Origin of the sequence: Rhodocaloribacter litoris (assembly GCF_011682235.2) — a bacterium.
Taxonomy (GTDB): Bacteria; Bacteroidota; Rhodothermia; order Rhodothermales; family ISCAR-4553; genus Rhodocaloribacter; species Rhodocaloribacter litoris.
In genome coordinates this window covers 4,059,312-4,076,854 of sequence record NZ_CP076718.1, presented here as the reverse complement: position 1 = coordinate 4,076,854, position 17,543 = coordinate 4,059,312, and the positions used below count along the sequence as shown (strand labels likewise).

At 67.3% G+C, this 17,543-nt stretch carries 19 protein-coding genes; 6 read left to right on the top strand and 13 right to left on the bottom strand.

Going from position 1 to position 17,543, the window contains the following annotated elements; all coding sequences use genetic code 11:
• Positions 1 to 17: 17 nt before the first annotated feature.
• Positions 18 to 689, bottom strand: coding sequence for a hypothetical protein (locus GQ464_RS16910; protein WP_166980655.1), 672 nt, complete (start codon positions 687 to 689; stop codon positions 18 to 20).
• Between the two features lie 223 nt (positions 690 to 912).
• Here GQ464_RS16910 and GQ464_RS16905 point away from each other — a divergent pair, with 223 nt between their 5' ends.
• The 3 genes from GQ464_RS16905 to GQ464_RS16895 all read left to right on the top strand — a co-directional run bounded on the left by GQ464_RS16905 (position 913) and on the right by GQ464_RS16895 (position 2,565).
• Entirely contained in the window at positions 913 to 1,629 is a 717-nt protein-coding gene (locus GQ464_RS16905; RefSeq protein WP_166980653.1) for a cell wall hydrolase, read from the top strand.
• Between the two features lie 98 nt (positions 1,630 to 1,727).
• A complete protein-coding gene (yidD, locus tag GQ464_RS16900; RefSeq protein ID WP_166980651.1) occupies positions 1,728 to 2,078 on the top strand; it encodes a membrane protein insertion efficiency factor YidD in 351 nt (116 codons plus the stop codon).
• The gene (locus GQ464_RS16895; protein ID WP_166980649.1) at positions 2,059 to 2,565 is read left to right on the top strand and encodes a MogA/MoaB family molybdenum cofactor biosynthesis protein; all 507 of its coding nucleotides are present in this window, start codon (positions 2,059 to 2,061) and stop codon (positions 2,563 to 2,565) included. Before yidD ends, GQ464_RS16895 begins: the two co-directional genes overlap by 20 nt.
• A 47-nt stretch (positions 2,566 to 2,612) precedes the next feature.
• Here GQ464_RS16895 and GQ464_RS16890 read toward each other — a convergent pair whose 3' ends face one another.
• From GQ464_RS16890 to GQ464_RS16860, 7 genes are all read right to left on the bottom strand, one after another.
• Positions 2,613 to 3,830, bottom strand: coding sequence for an ABC transporter permease (locus GQ464_RS16890; RefSeq protein WP_166980647.1), 1,218 nt, complete (start codon positions 3,828 to 3,830; stop codon positions 2,613 to 2,615).
• Positions 3,827 to 4,579, bottom strand: a complete 753-nt coding sequence (locus GQ464_RS16885; protein ID WP_166980645.1) for an ABC transporter ATP-binding protein — start codon at positions 4,577 to 4,579, stop codon at positions 3,827 to 3,829. The genes GQ464_RS16890 and GQ464_RS16885 overlap by 4 nt, the downstream gene beginning before the upstream one ends.
• Before the next feature lie 38 nt (positions 4,580 to 4,617).
• Positions 4,618 to 5,904 (bottom strand): efflux RND transporter periplasmic adaptor subunit, encoded by a 1,287-nt coding sequence (locus tag GQ464_RS16880; protein ID WP_166980643.1) that lies wholly within the window; start codon positions 5,902 to 5,904, stop codon positions 4,618 to 4,620.
• 100 nt (positions 5,905 to 6,004) lie between these two features.
• On the bottom strand, positions 6,005 to 6,439 hold the full coding sequence (locus tag GQ464_RS16875; RefSeq protein ID WP_166980641.1) for a hypothetical protein: 435 nt from the start codon (positions 6,437 to 6,439) through the stop codon (positions 6,005 to 6,007).
• A gap of 5 nt (positions 6,440 to 6,444) precedes the next feature.
• Positions 6,445 to 6,876 carry an anti-sigma factor family protein gene (locus tag GQ464_RS16870; RefSeq protein WP_166980639.1) on the bottom strand — a complete coding sequence of 144 codons (432 nt, stop codon included), beginning with the start codon at positions 6,874 to 6,876 and terminating at the stop codon, positions 6,445 to 6,447.
• On the bottom strand, positions 6,863 to 7,501 hold the full coding sequence (locus GQ464_RS16865; RefSeq protein WP_166980637.1) for an RNA polymerase sigma factor: 639 nt from the start codon (positions 7,499 to 7,501) through the stop codon (positions 6,863 to 6,865). Before GQ464_RS16865 ends, GQ464_RS16870 begins: the two co-directional genes overlap by 14 nt.
• Positions 7,502 to 7,594: 93 nt before the next feature.
• Positions 7,595 to 8,581 carry a coiled-coil domain-containing protein gene (locus tag GQ464_RS16860; RefSeq protein ID WP_166980635.1) on the bottom strand — a complete coding sequence of 329 codons (987 nt, stop codon included), beginning with the start codon at positions 8,579 to 8,581 and terminating at the stop codon, positions 7,595 to 7,597.
• Between the two features lie 168 nt (positions 8,582 to 8,749).
• On the opposite strand from GQ464_RS16860, the gene GQ464_RS16855 reads away from it, so the two are divergent.
• The gene (locus GQ464_RS16855) at positions 8,750 to 9,040 is read left to right on the top strand and encodes a hypothetical protein (RefSeq protein WP_166980633.1); all 291 of its coding nucleotides are present in this window, start codon (positions 8,750 to 8,752) and stop codon (positions 9,038 to 9,040) included.
• Positions 9,041 to 9,082: 42 nt separating this feature from the next.
• Here GQ464_RS16855 and bamA read toward each other — a convergent pair whose 3' ends face one another.
• Positions 9,083 to 11,542, bottom strand: coding sequence for an outer membrane protein assembly factor BamA (gene bamA / locus GQ464_RS16850; RefSeq protein WP_166980631.1), 2,460 nt, complete (start codon positions 11,540 to 11,542; stop codon positions 9,083 to 9,085).
• A 202-nt stretch (positions 11,543 to 11,744) separates the two neighbouring features.
• Complete coding sequence (locus GQ464_RS16845) at positions 11,745 to 12,149, bottom strand: hypothetical protein (RefSeq protein WP_166980629.1); 405 nt, start codon at positions 12,147 to 12,149, stop codon at positions 11,745 to 11,747.
• Between the two features lie 209 nt (positions 12,150 to 12,358).
• Here GQ464_RS16845 and cysS point away from each other — a divergent pair, with 209 nt between their 5' ends.
• Complete coding sequence (gene cysS / locus GQ464_RS16840; protein ID WP_166980627.1) at positions 12,359 to 13,864, top strand: cysteine--tRNA ligase; 1,506 nt, start codon at positions 12,359 to 12,361, stop codon at positions 13,862 to 13,864.
• Positions 13,865 to 13,994: 130 nt separating this feature from the next.
• Entirely contained in the window at positions 13,995 to 14,510 is a 516-nt protein-coding gene (locus GQ464_RS16835) for an HhH-GDP family DNA glycosylase (protein WP_166980625.1), read from the top strand.
• Between the two features lie 176 nt (positions 14,511 to 14,686).
• Here the strand turns inward: GQ464_RS16835 and GQ464_RS16830 are convergent, their stop codons facing one another.
• The 3 genes from GQ464_RS16830 to GQ464_RS16820 all read right to left on the bottom strand — a co-directional run bounded on the left by GQ464_RS16830 (position 14,687) and on the right by GQ464_RS16820 (position 17,376).
• Complete coding sequence (locus GQ464_RS16830; RefSeq protein WP_166980623.1) at positions 14,687 to 15,382, bottom strand: TorF family putative porin; 696 nt, start codon at positions 15,380 to 15,382, stop codon at positions 14,687 to 14,689.
• 242 nt (positions 15,383 to 15,624) lie between these two features.
• Positions 15,625 to 15,783, bottom strand: coding sequence for an IS4 family transposase (locus GQ464_RS16825; protein ID WP_423816168.1), 159 nt, complete (start codon positions 15,781 to 15,783; stop codon positions 15,625 to 15,627).
• 246 nt (positions 15,784 to 16,029) lie between these two features.
• Positions 16,030 to 17,376, bottom strand: a complete 1,347-nt coding sequence (locus GQ464_RS16820) for an ammonium transporter (protein ID WP_166973980.1) — start codon at positions 17,374 to 17,376, stop codon at positions 16,030 to 16,032.
• Positions 17,377 to 17,543: the final 167 nt, after the last annotated feature.

The following is a 17,543-nucleotide window of genomic DNA, read 5'->3' as shown; positions in this document are numbered from 1 at the left end:
ACCCCTCCAGGCGCAGCTCACCCGGACCGGCAGACGTTCTGATACGCTGCGGCCGAGCTGTTCTGGTCGAACGTCACCCCGTCCATGTTGCAGGTGAACGACTCGTTGCCACAGCGCCCCGAGATCGAACCGTCCAGTGAGATCGAAAACTCCTGCGTGGCGATGTTGGTCACGATCCGCTGCTCGAACTGGTCATAGCCGATGGTGCAGACCTCACGGAGCTCGCCGTCCATCGAAAAAGCATATTCGTAGACCTGTTCGGAAATGGCACCGTCGCCGGATACCGAGAGCGAGCCGTCGATGCCGTTGCAGTTCTCAAAGGTCATCGCAAGGTCGAAGGTAAAAACAGATCCGCTCGAACTGGACGAGCCGTCGTAATCCACCTGTCCCCCCTGGGGACATGCGAAGATGTCTTCGGGGCCGAAAGCGGCCTGCACTTGTTTGCCTCCCACCTGTACCCGGGCCATCACCATGCCCATCACCGTGGAGACGTCCGTCATCATCGAACTGAGTTCGGCCAGGGTTTCCTCGCTCAAGGCCTCGCCTTCCTTGTTGTCGCCATCACATCCGGCAAGAAGCAGCATGGAAGCCACCAGACCAATCCGTAGAGGTACTGCGAATCGTCTCACCATGATTTTTACCACGTTTTTTTGGAAAAAAACAAATACCAGGGACTGCCTCTCACCCATCCAGAAATGCCCTTAACGTAAAGATGAGCTGTCTCTTGAACATACCACGTTCCGGCCATATCTCCAAACCTCCCTTCCGGCGCCTTTTTCCGGTTGTTCCGCCCGGTCTTTTCCCCCGGCATGCTTCCAGAGGCCGTCCAGGCGGTCCTTCGGGCCGTTTCGGCGGGGGCGGTACGCTCTTTGCCGGGCGGGCATTCGTCGTCCTCACAGCCCGCCCATGTGCATGCATCGCCTGCTCGCGATCCTTCTGTTCCTGGCCGTGCCAGGCATCGGCCCGGTCGCCGCACAACCGGACGACGTGCGGGAGCGCCTCCGTCGCCTCGACCCGCGCGCCATGGACGAGGTGGTCTGGCTGGCCCGTTGCATCCTGTCCGAAAGCGACCACCCGCACGAGCAGCGGCTCGTCGCCTGGGTAGTACGCAACCGTGTCGAGACCGGCTTCCGGGGAACGACCTACCGCGACGTCGTGCTCGAACCACGGCAGTTCAGCGCCTTCAACGACCCGACGCCCCGCCGGGCCTACCTGCTCAGCCTGGACGCCTACACGGACAATCCGGCCTGGCACAACGCCCTGAAGATCGCCCTCGACGTATACGAGGCCCCGCCGGGCGAGCGTCCCTTCCCCATCACCGTGCGTCATTTCTACAGCCCGGTCTCGATGCAGCACCACGAGGCGCCCCCCTGGGCTCGCCTGGCCGCACCGCTCGACGCCGCCCGGCTCGGCGTCGACCCGGCGCGCTTCCGGTTCTTCGACGGCATCGACGAGACACTCGACCCGGCGCCGGCGTCTACACGGGCGGCGCGGGTGGCGGAGCAGATCGAGCGGCGACACCGGGACCGCCGGACCGGCCTCAGCAGCCTTCGGGAGCGGATGCGCTCGCGCCTGAGCGGGCGGGTCCCGCGCCCGGCACGTCCCCGCGTGGGTCACCGGCAACCGTGACGCCGGGACGGAACCCCGCTGCGTACTCCGGGATACACCCTTCCCAGGTTCCGGCTCCTCGCCGGATGGATGCCCGTCGTCCCCGACCTGCCGCCGCGATGGTACGCACCCTCGTTCGGTTACCCCGCCTGTTGCTGATCGGGCTGGTCCGTCTCTACCAGCTCGTGCTGGCACCGCACCTGCCGTCGAGTTGCCGGTATACGCCCACGTGCTCGGCCTATGCCATCGAGGCGTTGCAACGGTACGGCGCCGTCAGGGGGCTCATCCTGACGGTCTATCGCCTGGGGCGTTGCCACCCGTGGGGCGGGCACGGGTACGACCCGCCCCGCTGGTTCGGCGAGCCGAAACCCTTCCCCGGAACCACCCTCCCGGCACGCACGCACGACGAGGCGGCCGGCGACGCGCCCACACCTCCCCCGGCCGTGCAAGATGAGCTACGAAACGCATAAGGAGGCCGCCCGCGAAACGCCGGTCCGCTGCGCCGTCTTCACCGTCAGCGACACGCGCACGGAAGCCACCGACCTGAGCGGCGCGCTCATGAAAAGCCGCCTGAGCGAGGCCGGGTGCGAGGTGGCCTGCTACCGCATCATCCCCGACGAGCCGGACGAGATCACGGCCCTGCTCGACGCCTGGGCCGGGCGCGTGGAGGTCATCCTGTTCAACGGGGGCACCGGCATCAGCCGCCGCGACACCACCTACGACGCCCTGTCCGCCCGCCTGGAAAAGACGCTGCCCGGCTTCGGCGAACTCTTCCGCATGCTCTCGTTCGAGGAGATCGGCCCCGGCGCAATGCTCTCCCGGGCCACGGCCGGCGTCTACCGGGACACGCTCGTCTTCGCCACCCCCGGCTCCACGAACGCCGTCCGCCTGGCCCTCGACCGCCTCATCGTCCCCGAACTGCGCCACCTCGTGTGGGAGATTCTGCGCCAGGCATGAGGCGCCCCCCACGGCCCGGAAACGCCCCGCCGCACGGCAGGGAGCGCTCATTCATACCGGAGGGCCTCGATGGGATTGAGCGAGGCCGCCTTGCGGGCGGGATAGAAGCCGAAGAAGATGCCGACGGCGGCCGAGAAGACGAGGGCGATGAACACCGTCTCCGGGGAAATGGCCGTGCCCCAGCCGGTCAGCCGTTCGAGGATGGCCGTGCCGGCAAAACCCACCAGGACGCCGATGAGCCCGCCCACGATGCTCATGACGATGCTCTCGACGAGGAACTGCGTGAGCACGTCCGCCCCGCGTGCCCCGATGGCCATACGGATGCCGATCTCACGGGTGCGCTCGGTCACAGAGACGAGCATGATGTTCATGATACCGATGCCGCCGACGAGCAGCGAGATCGACGCGATGGCAAAGAGCAGCATGGTCATCACCTCGGTGGTACCCTGGGCCGCCGCGGCCAGGTCCGCCTGGTTGCGGACCTCGAAGTCGTCCTCCTCCCACTCGGCCAGCCCGTGTGACTCCCGCATGATCAGCCGGATCTCCTCCTGTGCCGCCGGGATGTCGGCCGGGGACGAGGTACTTGCCAGGATCTGGAAGATGCGGCTCCAGCCGCTCAGGCGGCTCTGCACGGTCGTGTAGGGGGCCAGCACGACGTCGTCCTGGTCCGTCCCCTCGGCCGTCTTGCCCTTGGCTTCGAGCACGCCGATGACCTGGAACGGCACGTTGCGGATACGGACCTGCTGGCCGGTGGGATCGACGCCGGGGAACAACTGATCGGCGACGGTCTTGCCGAGCACGGCCACCTTGCGCATCGCGCGCACCTCGCCCGGGTCGAAGAAGCGCCCGTAGCGGAGCGGCCAGTCGCGGATGATCTGGTAGTCGGTATCGACCCCGTTGATGCGGGTGCGCCAGTTGCCCTGCCCCCCGATGACCTGGCTCATCGTGAAGACGACGGGCGAGACGGCCGAGAGATAAAGGCTCTCGCGCTTGAGCTTTTCGGCGTCGGCGAGGGTGAGGCGGTTGAAGCTGCCGGCGCCCCGGCTCACCCCGCCCTGGTTACTGGTCCCCGGGGTGATGACGATCAGGTTCGTGCCCAGGCTGTTGATCCGGTTCTGGATCTGCTCCCGTGCCCCGTCGCCGATGGCCACCATCATGATGACGGCGCCCACGCCGATGATGATGCCGAGCATGGTCAGCAGCGTCCGCATCTTGTTCTTGAAGATGCTCTTGCCGGCCACCTTGATCAGGATAATCGCTCTCATGGGACGGTCTCCAGGGGTTCAAGCTGCAGGAGATCCTCACGGGCGAGGCGACGGTTGCGGACGGGTTCGTCCCGGATGATGCGGCCATCCCGGAGTTCGACGATCCGGCGGGTGTACTGCGCGATGTCGTGCTCGTGGGTGACAATCAGGAGGGTGATGCCCTGCTCGTTCAGTTCCTGAAACAGGGCCAGCACCTCGATGGAGGTCCGGCTGTCCAGGTTGCCGGTCGGCTCGTCGGCCAGGAGGAGCGCCGGGCTGGTCACGAGGGCCCGCGCAATGGCGACGCGCTGCTGCTGCCCGCCCGAGAGTTCGCTCGGTTCATGATCGAGCCGGTCCCCCAGGCCCACGCGCTCCAGCGCGGCCCGCGCCAGCTCCTTCGTCTTCAGACGTCTTCCGGACCGGTCGTAGAGCAGCGGCAGCTCTACGTTCTCCAGCGCCGTCGTGCGGGGCAACAGGTTGAACCCCTGAAAGACGAAGCCGATCTTCCGGTTGCGCAGGTCGGCCAGCTGGCTTTTCGAGAGCCGGTCCACCCGAACGCCGTCGAGCTCGTACGTGCCGGTGGTGGGGTAGTCGAGACAGCCGAGGATGTTCATCAGCGTCGACTTGCCCGAGCCGGAGGCCCCCATGACGGCGATCATCTCCCCCTGCCGGACGGACAGATCGATGCCGCGCAGGGCGTGGACTTCGTTCTTGCCCATCCGGTACACCTTCGTCACCCCCTCGACCCGTATGACGACGTCGTTTTCCATCCGCGACGCTCCCTTTGCTCCTTTCGTGTTTCACGCGCTCAGAACCCGCCCGGCCGCCGGAAGCCTCCCTGGTTGTTCTGGAACGGGTTGGCCGGCCCCTCGTCGGCGGCTACCTGCGTGACCCCGGCGATGACCTGCATCCCTTCTTCGACCCCGGGGCCCTCGATCTCGGTTGCCTGCCCGTCGCTCAGGCCGGTGCGGACGCGGGTCATGGCGGGCCGGCCGTTTTCGTCGAGGTACCAGAGGACGGCCACGTTGGCGGGGCGTTGCCCGCCGAAACCGCCGGGGAAGCCGTCGCCGGAGAAGGCCCCCGCCAGCCCGCCGGCCCGCCCGCGTTCCGCGAACCGGGTGCGCACCGAGTCCGGCAGGTTCGCCCGCCGCTGCGCCAGGCGTGCGCGGGCCGCTTCGAGCATGGCCTCGGTAGGACGGAAACGCAGGGCCGCGTTGGGTACCTTCAGCACATCCTCACGCCGGTCGATGATGAACTCCACGGTGGCCGTCATGCCGGGCAAGAGCTTGCCGTCCCGGTTGTCCACGTCCACCACCACGGTGTAATTGACCACGTTCTCCTGGATCTGGGATTGCAGGCGAACCTGGCGCACCGTGCCGGTGAAGACCGCGTCGTCGTAGGCCTGCACCGTGAAGCGCACCGCCTGTCCCTCGTGGATGTGCCCGATGTCGCTCTCATCGACCAGGGCCAGGATCTGCATCTTGGCCAGGTCGTTGGCAATCAGAAAGAGCTGGGGCGCGGAGAAGCTGGCCTGCACGGTCTGCCCCACATCCACGTTGCGCTCGACCACCACGCCCGAGATCGGCGCCCGGATCGTCGCATAGCCCAGGTTGCGCTGCGCCCGTTCCAGGTTCACCCGGGCCGACTTCACCGCCGCCTGCGCCACGTCGTAGTTGTATTTCGCCTGGTTGTATTCGACCTCGGTGGTGAAGTTTTTCTCGAACAGGTCGCGGATGCGGTCGAACTCGCGCCGGGCGTGTTCGAGCTGCGCCAGGTTTCGCTCCAGCGTGGCCTCGGCATCCCGGATGGCACTCACGAGCAGCGTCGTGTCGATCCGGGCGATGACCTGTCCCTTGCGGACATGGTCGTTGAAGTCGACGAAAATGTCCGAGATGATGCCGGAGACCTGCGTGCCCACCTGCACGGTGGTGACGGCCTCCAGGCGTCCGGTCGCCGAGACGACGGCCTCCAGGTCACCCCGTTCGATGGTGACGAAGCGGTACGGGTTGACGGCCGGCCCGCCGTCCCGTACGAAGTACCACCACCCGGCTCCGCCCAGGACAAGCACGAGCAGGATGGGAAGCAACTTTTTCATGGGTGTCAATGTGCTGAGGGATCGATCCCCGGTGCCCGGACGCCGACCCGGTTGCCGCGTCCGGCTCTTAGACGACGGCGGGCGTTCGGGATTCCATCGATCACGGCTCTTTTCGTTCCCGTTGAAACGCGGGCGGCACGCGTTCCCCGGGCCCCCGTGGCGGCCGGCGCCGGAACATGCGCCGATCCCGTTCGAGCCACTGGGCCAGCCGTTCGTGCTGCTCGGGGGTCAGCAGGGTGTCGAGGGCGGCGCGAGACGAGTCGATCACGGCCCGCATCTCGGCGTAATGACGCTGCCGGAGCGCGGCCAGGCGCTCGCCCGTCGCCTGCAGGACGGCACGGATCTGCCGCCGCTGCACCTCGTCGACCGGCTCGATCACCCGCTCCAGGTACATCGAAAAGCCGGAGGGCCGGCCCAGCTCCCGGAGTTTATCGAGCCGCTTGTTGATGACCACACCGGCAGAGAGCGCCCCGAGGGCGATCCCGACGATGAGGGTGGCAAAAAGGACGAGGACCGACTTGGTTCGGGCTTTCATGCGCTTCAGAGGTCGAGTTCGTAGGCGGCCGTCAGGGTGACGGGCGGCAGCCCCAGCACGGCTTCGGCGGCCGGCTGCTCTGCGTCATCGGCCCGGAACGTCAGGTTGTAGGCGGCCAGCACCATGATCAGGGCCAGGCTGGCCACCAGCACGGGCCGGAAGAGGGTCGCCAGGGCCGCGGCAAAGGCTTCCTCACGGGACCGGCTCGCCACCGGCTGCAGGCGCCGCATGAGGCGATCCGTGAAGAAAGGCTTCAGGACCTGTGCGGCCCCGGCCCCAACGGAGGCCTGCAGCGTTTGCCGGAGTTGCCGCATCTCCTCCGCCCGGGCCCGGAGCCCGGGCGAAGCGGCCATCCGGCGCTCCCAGGCCGCCGCCTCCTCGGGGGTCATGGCGCCGTCGAGCCAGCGCAGCAGCTGTTCCGCATCATGCTTGTTCATGGCCTTGAGACTGGTTTTCGGCCCGGTCGCCCGGAAGCGTTCCGGAAAAATAGGGAGCCAGGTCATTGCGTAGCTTCTCCAGGGCCCGGCTCAGCCGGGAGAGCACGGTCCCGTAGGGGATGCCCAGCATCGCTGCCGTCTCCGCCGTGGAGTACCCTTCGATCAGGCGCAGCACGACGACGGCCCGGTGCTTCGGCGAGAGCCGGTCGAGGGCACGATAGACGAGCACCTGCCGCTCCCGCTGTTCCACCGCATCCTCCTCTTCGACCTCCGTGTCCGCGTGGAGGGTCCCTTCGAGACGGCCGGGGTCGGCTGCATCGCGGCGGAGGAAGCGGGCCAGGTTTCGTTTTCTTCGCCGCAGCACGTCGAGGGCGCGGTTGACGGCGATGCGTTTCAGGTAGGTGCTCACCTTCGCTTCTCCCCGGAAATCGTCCAGGGCTTCATAGAAGCGGATGAAGGTGTCCTGCACCACGTCGTCCACCTCCGGCCCCGGTCCCAGCAGGGCCACCACCGTGGCGGCGATCTCATCCTGAAAACGGTCGACGAGGGTGCGGAACGCCTGCCGGTCTCCTTGCCGGGCACGGGCCACCAGCCGCTGTTCGGCCTCATCGGCCGGGAGGTTCAACGTTTCGCGCCTGTAAACCACGTATACGCCCGTCTTTGCAACCCGTCCGGTGGCGGACGACATCCCGCCCACCGCGCCCGACCGGTTTCCGTCTCAGCGCCGCCGTGCTCCGAAGCCCGGCCGCGCGTGGTCCTTCGCGGCCTGCCGGAGCACCCGTGCGGCCAACAGGTGGTGCAGGGCGACGATCTCCTGTTGCGCTTCCGTCAGGATGCCGGCCACCTCGGCGCGGTGCTCTGCCCGCAGGGTCTGGAGCTCGTCCCGCAGCGCCTCGCGGTCGCGCGTGCCGTCACGCACTTCCCGGAAAAGCGCCTGCACCGCCTCGCGATGGCGTTCGACCAGACGCTCCAGCGCCGCCTGCTGTTCGGCCGTCAGGCCGAGGGCTTCGGCCCGGGCCGCCCGGGCGGCCTCGCGACGTTCCGCCCCCTGCCGGCGACGCTCTTCCTGCCGCGCGGCAAGGGCTGCCTGCTGTTCTTCGGTCAACAATGCCTGCGCCGCTTCACGCATCGCAGAAGCCTGCTCGCGGATCTGCCGGCGGAAGTCCTCGTCCGTGAGGGTGCCGTCCTGCCGCTGCTGCCGGAGGGTCTGCATCTGCTCACGGAAACGATCGCGGAGTTCCTCCAGAGCAGCCCGTTGCTCGTCCGTCAGGTCGTCCGCCAGGGGACCTCTGTCCCCGAACGGCGCCGGCGCGCCCTGCCGATCCCGGCGACCCGGCCGCCGGAAAGGTCCCGGACGTTCCGCCCCGGCGCGTTCCTGCAGGGCGGCGACCTGTTCGCGCAGCCGTTCCCGCTGCGCCTCGTTCAGACGCTCGTGCAAGGCGGCCGCCACGGTCCACAGCGCACCGGGCTCACGTTCCTGCTGTTCGAGACGCCCCAGCAGCCGGCCGAGCTCGGCCGTCTGCGCCGCATCGAGCTGCAGCGTCGACTGAAGCTCCTCCGTCACGGCCTGCGTTTCCGCTCCCGTTGTGTCGGTCTCGGTGAGGGGCTGGGTCGTGTCACAGGCAACCGGCAGGAGTGCCGCCGCCAGAACGATCCCGAGCGCGTGCCCGTCCCGCCGCATCCGGTTCCAGAGACTCGTCTTCATGGCATCACCTCGTTTCGTGGTTGTGTGTCGCCCATTGGACGTTCACAGCCCGGGCGGCATTCCACCACCGCACGCCGGCAACCCCGGAAATGGGATCCCTTCCCATTTAACCGGCACGCACCTGCTCCGATCATTCCCTGTGTGGCATCCTTCAAAACCTCGTCCGCCATGCACTTCCAGCGTATGACCCGTCTTGCGCTTTCCCGGGAGATCACCTCCGCCCTGGACGAGCTCGAGGAACGCATTCACCGGCTTCGCCGGATCGACCTGGAAAAGCGGCACACGTGCCGTTCTCTGCTGGACGAGATCACGCACCTGTACGCCGCCGTGGCCCTTTGCCGCACCCTGACCAAGCGGCTCGTCGACCTGGAGGAAGGCCCGGCCCTGCACCTGCTGGAACCGCAGCGGGATCGTGCACCGGCCGGCCGTCTCCGTCCCCCCCGGACCGGTACGAAGTAGCCCGGCTGCCTTCCGTGCCGGTATGGAAGGGATACCCGTGGTTCAGAAGCCGAAGCTGCGGCCCAGGGTGAACTGCAGGCGCCAGCCGCGACCGCCGTCGTGGTCGCCGAACGGGGCGAACCGGTCGAGATTGTATCCGTAGCTGACCTCGACGAAGCCCAGCACGGGCAGGGTCATGCGCAGGCCCACGCCGGCGGCCCGGAACAGATCGCCCGGCCGGTAGGCCGCCGGGCTGCTCCAGGTGTTGGCGGCGTCGAAGAAAAGATAGGGCACGATCGCCAGCCGGGGCTTCCGGACGGCGTGCCACTGGAGTTCGGCGGTATACTTCGTCAGCAGCCGCCCGCCCACGGGCCGTCCTTCGGCATCCCGCGGCCCGATGGCCCGGGCCGGATAGCCCCGCAGGTAGACGAGGTCCTCGCCGAAGAAAGTGTCGAACCCCTGTGCGTCGAACGGAGAACCGCCCACCATGAAGCGCCGAAATGCCTGCGGCGCTCCGGTGAGCGAGGCCGTGTAGCCGAGGTCCGCCGACACCTCGAGGCCGAGCCGCGTGGTGAGCGGCACCAGCGCCCGGCCCTGCAGGCGCCATTTGTGGTACGGCACCGTGCCCGGCGCCGGCGCCAGCTCCACCCCGAGGCGGGCGAGCACCCCCCGGCGCGGGAGGACGGGATGATCGAGCGTGCCGTAGGTTAACCCCGGCATCACCACCAGTTCGTGGCTCCGGCCCTCCGGCAGCGAGGTGCTCCAGCCCCGGTTGTCGAAATGGCGATACCGGAGGCCGGCCGAGAGCGTCAGGTGCGTGGCCAGGCGGCGATCGTGAAAGACACGGGCGGACCAGGCCTGCAGCCCGCCCGCCCCGTCCGTGCCGGACCGGAAGCCGTCGGCGATGCGGGCGTAGGAGACCGAAACCCCCAGCGGCTCGGGACGCCCTCGAAACCACGGTTCGACGAAGTCGAGGCTGTACCGCTGGTAATCCGCGCCGGTCGTCTGCACGCCGAGGGCAAGCTGTTGCCCGTCGCCGGCCGGCAGCGGGTTCCAGGTCGAGGGTCTGAAGAGGTTGCCGAGCGAGAAGTTGTCCAGGTTCAGCCCCACCTGCAGGATCAGGTCGCCCGTATAGCTGCCTCCCAGGCTCAGAGGATTCCGCCGCACCTCGCCTACGCGATAGGTCAGATCGACCGTCTTCCGCGCCTCGTCGACGCGGATCTCGGGCCCGGCGGCCAGCACCGCCGGATCGAACAGGCCGAGCCCGATCAGCCGCATGAGGGAGGTCTGGATGGCCGCCCGGCTGAAGGGCCGGCCCGGCACCGTCGCCAGCTCCCGCCGGATGACGTGCTCCCGCACCGCGTAATTACCGGCGATCTCGATCTCTCCGAACGTGTAGACGTCGCCCTCGAACACCTCGAAGATGAGATCGAGGGAGTCCCCTTCGACGACCTGAACCGATGGAACCACGTTGAAGCGCAGGTAGCCCCGGTTCATGTAACGGCTGGTGACGTCGGTCCCGGCTTCGTTGAAATACAGGTTTTCTTCGAGGCGGGTGCCGTTGTAGGGATCGCCGGGACGGAGACCGAGGGCCTCGGTGAGGGTTTCGCCCGGGAAGACCTCGTTGCCCCGCCATACGACGTGGCGGATGTGGTAGCGTGGTCCTTCCGCGACCTCCACTTCGACGACCATCTCCGGGTTGTCGTCCTCGTACCGCAGGTAGGTCGTGTCCCGGACGATGCGGGCGTCGTAGTAGCCACGTTCGCGGTAGAGGGCGAGCAGGCGGTCGAGGTCCTCCCGGTAAACGTCGGGGTTGAAGGGAGCCTTCCGCCAGAAGCGCCACCAGGGTGGTGGCCGGGTCTTCATCACGTTGCGGAGGGTGCCGTCCGAGAGGGCCCGGTTGCCCTCGATCTCGAGGGCGGCCACCTCCACGTGCGGCCCGCGTTCGACCGCGAAGGTGAGCCGCAGCCCGCCGTCGCCCGTCCCGGCACGTTCCACACGGACCTTCACGAGGGGATAGCCTTGCCGCACGAAATGCCGGCGGATGATCTGCTCGGCCCGGACGAGATCGGACGGGCGAACGTAGGCACCGGGAAACAGGGGCAGGTCCCGTTCGAGGGCCTGCCGGTCCCGCCCGCCCACACCTTCGAAGGCAAGTTCCGTGAGGCGAGGCACCGGCCTGACGCGCAGCAGGAGCCGCACGCTCCCGCCTTCACGCCCGGCTTCGAGCAACTTCACGTCCTCGAACAGCCCCACCCGGTAGAGCGCCCGCACGGCGGCGGAAAGGGCCGGGTCGCCCGGCACCTCCACGCGCTGTCCCACCCGAAGCCCGCTCGCCTTCCTCACGAACGCCCGGAGCGGCTCCTCCACCCCTTCCACGGCGATGTCCACGATGGTGAGCGGCACCGGCCGGTCGTAGGCCGTCAGTTGGGCCGGCTCCTCCCCGGCCGGCAAGGTCTGCGCCCGGACCGGCAGGCCGGCAAGCAACGCCCAGAACAGCAACGGCAGCAGGCGGGTCAACATGCAGGTATTCGTCCCGGAACGCACCGGCTCCGGTTCTTCTTCCAGGAAAGCTTCACGACGTTCGTATCGGGTTCGGCCGGCCCTGTGCCGTTTCGTTGGACGGGATCGGAACACGGGATCCAACAAGCAGGGACCGTGCCGGTTTCCCGACCCGGTCCCTGTCCGGCCTCAAATCCTGCAGGGGAGTTGCCGTCGGGTGCGGTCAGTTCCGCCGGCGCATGCCCCGGCGGGCGGCGGCGCGCTGCTCGTCGCGAAGCTTGCGGTACGTCTCCAGTTGTGCCTCCGTCAGCACACCGGCCAGTTGTGCCTCCGTCTCCCGGTCGATCTCCGTCATCTTCTCCTGCATCACGCCGGGCGCCGGCCGGGTGCCGCGCAGTTCCCGCATGAGCGCCATACGGCGGTCGACGCCGGCCAGCAGGATCGGGCGCACCTTCTCCGCCGTGGCCTCGTCCAGTTCCATCTTCTTCAACAGATCCTCGGCCTGTTCGTACAGCCGTTCCTTCATCCGTTCCGGGTCGAACGATCGGGGCTGGGCGGTGACCGTAGCGGCCAGGCCGAAGCCGACCAGCCACACCACCAGCATGACCCGCATCCGATGCGCCGTCATGATGTCCTCCTGTGGTTAGTGGGATCTTGTCCGTAGCCAGCATCCTGACGTGCAACGCCGCGCCGGCATTCCATCCAGGAACCACGCAGGCAGCGTTTAATTCTTGCTGAAAGTGCGCCGGGCTCCGGCCCCGCACGGCACATCCCGTCGCCGGGCGGGTTATACTGCCGCCGCAACCCGGCTCCTGTCCCTGGAATCCACACCCGGTCATGCCCTCCGATCCCTCTTTCCGGCTGTACAATACGCTGACGAACACGGTCGAGCCGGTGGTGCCGCGCGAGCCCGGCCACCTCCGCTTCTATGCGTGCGGGCCGACGGTCTACGCCTACGCCCACATCGGCAACTTCCGCTCTTTCCTCACCGCCGACCTGATCCTGCGGACCGCGCAGGCACTCGGCTGGCGCACAACGTACGTGACGAACATCACCGACGTGGGCCACCTGACGGAAGACGACCTGAGCGACCCCTCGGGTGAGGACCGGATGATGAAGGCGCTCCGTTCGAAGGAAGGGCAGCGGTTCGCCAACATCTGGGACCTGGCCCGCTTCTACACGCAGGCGCTCCTCGAAGACTGGCGCACGCTCAACCTCCGCGAGCCGGACGTGCGGCCCCGCGCCACCGAACACGTCGCCCAGCAGATCCGCGCCATCGAGCAGCTCGTCCGGCAGGGCCACGCCTACGAAACCCGGCAGGGCGTCTACTTCCACGTCCCCAGCTTCCCCGACTACGGCAAGCTCTCGGGCAACCGGGAGGCCGGGCAACTCGACCGGGCCGTCCGGGACGTGGTGGTCGATCCGGAAAAACGTGACCCCCGTGACTTCGCCCTGTGGAAAAAGGACGAGAAGCACCTCATGCAATGGTACAGCCCGTGGGGATGGGGTTTCCCGGGCTGGCACATCGAGTGCTCGGTGATGGCGATGGCCTACCTGGGCGAAGAGCTCGACCTGCATACCGGCGGCGAGGACAACATCTTCCCCCACCACGAATGCGAGATCGCCCAGTCCGAAAGCCTGACCGGCAGGCCGTTCGCCCGCCACTGGGTCCACACGCGCTTCCTGCAGGTCGAGGGGGAGAAGATGTCCAAAAGCGCGGGCAACTTTTTCACGGTGCGCGAGCTGGTGCGGCCCGAGCACGAAGGAGGCCGGGGCGTCGACCCGCTGGCGCTGCGGATGGCGCTCATCGCCGGGCACTACCGCCAGCCGTACAACTTCACGCTCCAGACGCTGAAGGCCAGCCTCAAGCACGTCGAACGTTTCCGCGAGGCGGCGGCGAACGTCGAGGCGGCCCTCGAAGCCGGGCGGCCGGGTGAGGACCGGCTCGGTTCCCGGCTGGAGGCGCTCTACACCCAGGCCCTGGCCGCCCTGTGCGACGACCTGAACACCCCGGAAGCCATCGCCCGGACGCTCGAAGGCACCCGCCTCATCCTGGGTTTCAAGGAGCACCTGAATGCGGCCTCGGCCCGCAGCGCCCGCGCCTGGATGGAACGCATGAACGCGCTGCTGGGCATCCTCGCCCCCGAGCACGAAGCCCCGCCGGCGCATGCCCCCGATCCCTTCGCCGAACAGGTCGAGGCGCTCCTGCGCGAACGGGAAGCGGCCCGCAAAGCCCGCGACTTCGCCCGCGCCGACGCCCTCCGCGACGAGCTCACCGCCCTGGGCATCGAGGTGATGGACACGCCCGAAGGACCCAGGTGGCGGAAGAAAACCAGGCTGTAGCCGCAGTTCCGACGGCGTGTTGCGCTGCACGGAAGGCACCAACCCCGTAGCGTTCCCGGACATCCGCCTCCGCACATGCCCCCCGAATCTTCAACCCGCGAATCGCAAATCCTCAACCCCTCGATCTCCCATGTCCCTGACGATCAAACCTCTCGACTATGGTGACCTCAACGGCGGCCTGGCGCGCATGATGGATCGCTTCTGGGAGCAGGGCACCCTCACCGGCGACCCGGAGGCCGACGCCTACCTTCGCCAGGATCCCAACGCCGCCCTGCTCGGCCTCCTCTACGACCAGCGCGTGCGGGCCGAGTATGCCTTCACCGGGCCGCACCGCCTCCGTGACCGGCTGGGCCACCTCGACATGAAGCAGATCGCCGCGATGCCGCTGGACCGCCTCCGCGCGCTCTTCGCCGAGAAGCCGGCCGTCCATCGCTTTACGAACGTCATGGCGGACCGCACCCACGCCGTCGCCAGGATCCTGGCCGCCTCGTACGACGGCAACGCCGCCAACCTCTGGAACGACGGAGCCGACTTCCCCACCATCGAGCGGCGCATCCGGAAACTGCCCGGCTTCGGCCCGCTCAAGGCCCGGAAGATGCGCTACGTGCTGCACTATTTCGGTTACCGGGACTTTTCCGGAACCTGACACCGGTTCCGTGCTCTTCGGAAGCCTTCCGAAGACCGGCTCGGAAGCGCCTCCGCCCGCGAAACGCCGGTGTGAAGAAGGTGCACCTGCAGCGGGCCGTCATCCACAGGTGCACCTCCCCCCGCCGACACACCGGCGCCGGGCTGGAGCCACGGCTGTCACCAGCCGCATCGTCCTCAGAAGCTCAGCCCGAAGACCAGATAACTCTTCTCCATGTCCGGGTTGACGATGTAACCGACCGAGACCGGCAACACAAAGGACTCGGTGACCTGGATCTCCTTCACCGCGGACAGGCCGAGGTTTATCAGGGCGAACCCGTCCGTCCCGTAGAGCCCGCTCCTTCCCCCGGAGGCCCCGGCGGTGAAGGCCAGCGAAACGCCATCCAGGGCAAACGGATAGGAAGCCTCGAGATAGACCGAATTGTCGGGGTCGTTGTAGGCGAAGACCCCGGCGAAGAGGCTGATCGGGAAGGAGGCCGGGCCCTCGTAGGCCACGAACGGCTCGATCCAGTGCGCCCCGCCGCCGTCGGAGAAGTCGAAGAAGGGAACGCCGGCATTGGGGAAGTAATAGTCGGTCACGCCCAGGGTAAACGTGCCGCTCGAGGTCTCGAAGCCATAGCTGATCCACAGGTCATGTTCGTTCACGTCGGCGGCCTCGGGCGCGATGCCGTAGGACGCCCAGGTGCCGATCTCGAAGCCACCCGCCGAGAAGGCAAGCGTGGGCTGGACGCTGGCCGACTCGCCGAAGTCGGTTCCGCGCCAGACGTACCGGCTCATCAGGTCGGCTCCCAGGCTGAATTCCTGGGCGGCCAGCGGTGTCGCCGGCGCGGCGGCAAAGACGGCTAGAAGCGGCAGTAAAAGGTGCGTACGCATGGCAGGGTCTCCTCAGGTTCTCTGTGAATAACTGATGTTACGCGGTAGGCGACGAAGCCGTCACGTTGCTTCCCTTTCGCTTCGTGGCGGGCCCCTCGACCAGGGAGAGGGCGACCCCCATCCCCCCTTCGGGGACCTTCCCCCTGCAGGGCCGCCGGGGGCGGCCAGGGGGAAGAGCTTGTATTGGCACGACGCGGTCTGAAAAGTCCCTCCCCATGCGAAGGCTTACCTTTACCCACAAATCAGGAGGGGTGAAAGACGAGCCAGGCGGAGGCGATATCGGTGAGACGTTGCCAGCCGCGCCAGAGCACAGTGACACCCGGAGGCCCATCGCTTTTGCGAGCCAGAAAGCCGCCCAGCCGGGCGATCCACAGGACCWCCWKSGGGGGGCTCCTCTTCAATGGCTTCGATGGGGTAAAAGGTTATTTGATCAGCATCCTTCTGCTAATCTCACGGCACTTGTGGGTAAAGGTAAGATGCGAAGGGGAGGTGTCGCGAAGCGACGGAGGGGTAGTCCTGCTATCCCACAGGTTTCAACTGCGTAACAAAGGTTCTTCAGGCTGCCGGTCGCCCGGCGAGCGGGCCGTGCGGAGCCACCGGGCCCCCTGACTTCGCAGGGACTTCCCCCCTCGCCGGGCGCCGGGCCCTCACACTTCGGCCAGGGTCAGTTCATCGGTCGGGACAAACTCCGGATAGGCCTGGTTGTCGTGCTCGTGCAGGTCGAGGCCCAGGTGCTCCAGATGCCCGTTGACGCGCAGCCCGATGGTCTTCTTGATGAGCGTGAAGAGCAGGTAGCTCACCGGGAAGGTCCACAGGAACGCAGCGGCGATCCCGACGAGCTGCACCCCGATCACGGACGGGTTGAACAGCCCGGCGCTGTCGAACATCCCGGCGGCGAGGGTGCCCCAGGCGCCGCAGACGCCGTGCACGGCCACGGCACCGACCGGATCGTCCACGTACCGGTCGAGGAACAGCGTGGCATAGACGACCACCACCCCGGCGATGGCCCCGGTCAACAGCGCAAAGCCGGGCGTGAGGTTGGCGCAGCCCGCCGTGATGCCGACCAGCCCCCCGAGTACCCCGTTGAGGGTCATCGGGGCGTCGGGCTTGCCGCCGCGGATCCAGGAGACCAGCATCGCCGCCGTCGCCCCGGCCCCGGCGGCCAGGAACGTGTTCATGGCAATGAGGGCGATATCCGTCGAGCCTTCGGTCGTGGAACCGGCGTTGAAGCCGAACCACCCGAACCAGAGGATGAACACGCCGAGCGCCGCCAGCGGCAGGCTATGACCGGGAATGTGGCGCGGGTTGCCGTTCTCGTCGTACTTCCCCACCCGCGGCCCGACGACCAGCGCCCCGGCCAGCGCGGCCCAGCCACCCACCGAGTGCACCACCGTCGAGCCGGCAAAGTCGATGAAGCCGAGCCCTTCGAGCCAGCCGCCGCCGTTGAAGAGGCCGCCCCAGGCCCACGAGCCGAAGACCGGGTAAATCAGCCCGGTGATGACGACCGAGAAGAGCAGGTACCCCGTGAACTTTGTCCGTTCCGCCACGGCACCGGAGACGATGGTCGCCGCCGTGGCTGCGAAGACGGCCTGGAAGAGAAAGAACGCATACGTCCACGGATCCCCGCCCAGGCCGGCGAGGAAGAACCCGTCCGTGCCGATCCAGCCGCCGAGCGACGTGCCGAACATCAGCCCGAAGCCCAGCACGAAGAACACCACGGCACCGGCCGAGACATCCATCACGTTCTTCATGATGATGTTGACGGCGTTCTTCGAGCGCGTGAAGCCCGTCTCGAGCAGGGCAAAGCCGGCCTGCATGAAGAACACCAGCACGGCTGCCAGCACCGTCCAGGCAAAGTTGAGGTGGAGCTGCGTCGCCTCGGCGGCGGCCAGCGCGGCTTCAGCGGGAGCCACTTCGGCCGGAGCTTCCTGAGCAAAGGCCGAGAGGGCCCCGGCCAGCACCGCGAGCACGATGAGCGATATAGACCTTCGCATAGACTACCTCCACGCAATCGTTTAACAAATTAGGACAAGTTACCCAAATGCCTTAATAATATTAATAATAATCGCCCAATACCTGCAATAACAATATAAAAACAAAAAATTCCCTTACTAACGAAAGCGCTTTTCTTGAAAAAGGGACCGGGGTCTTCTCCGGAAAA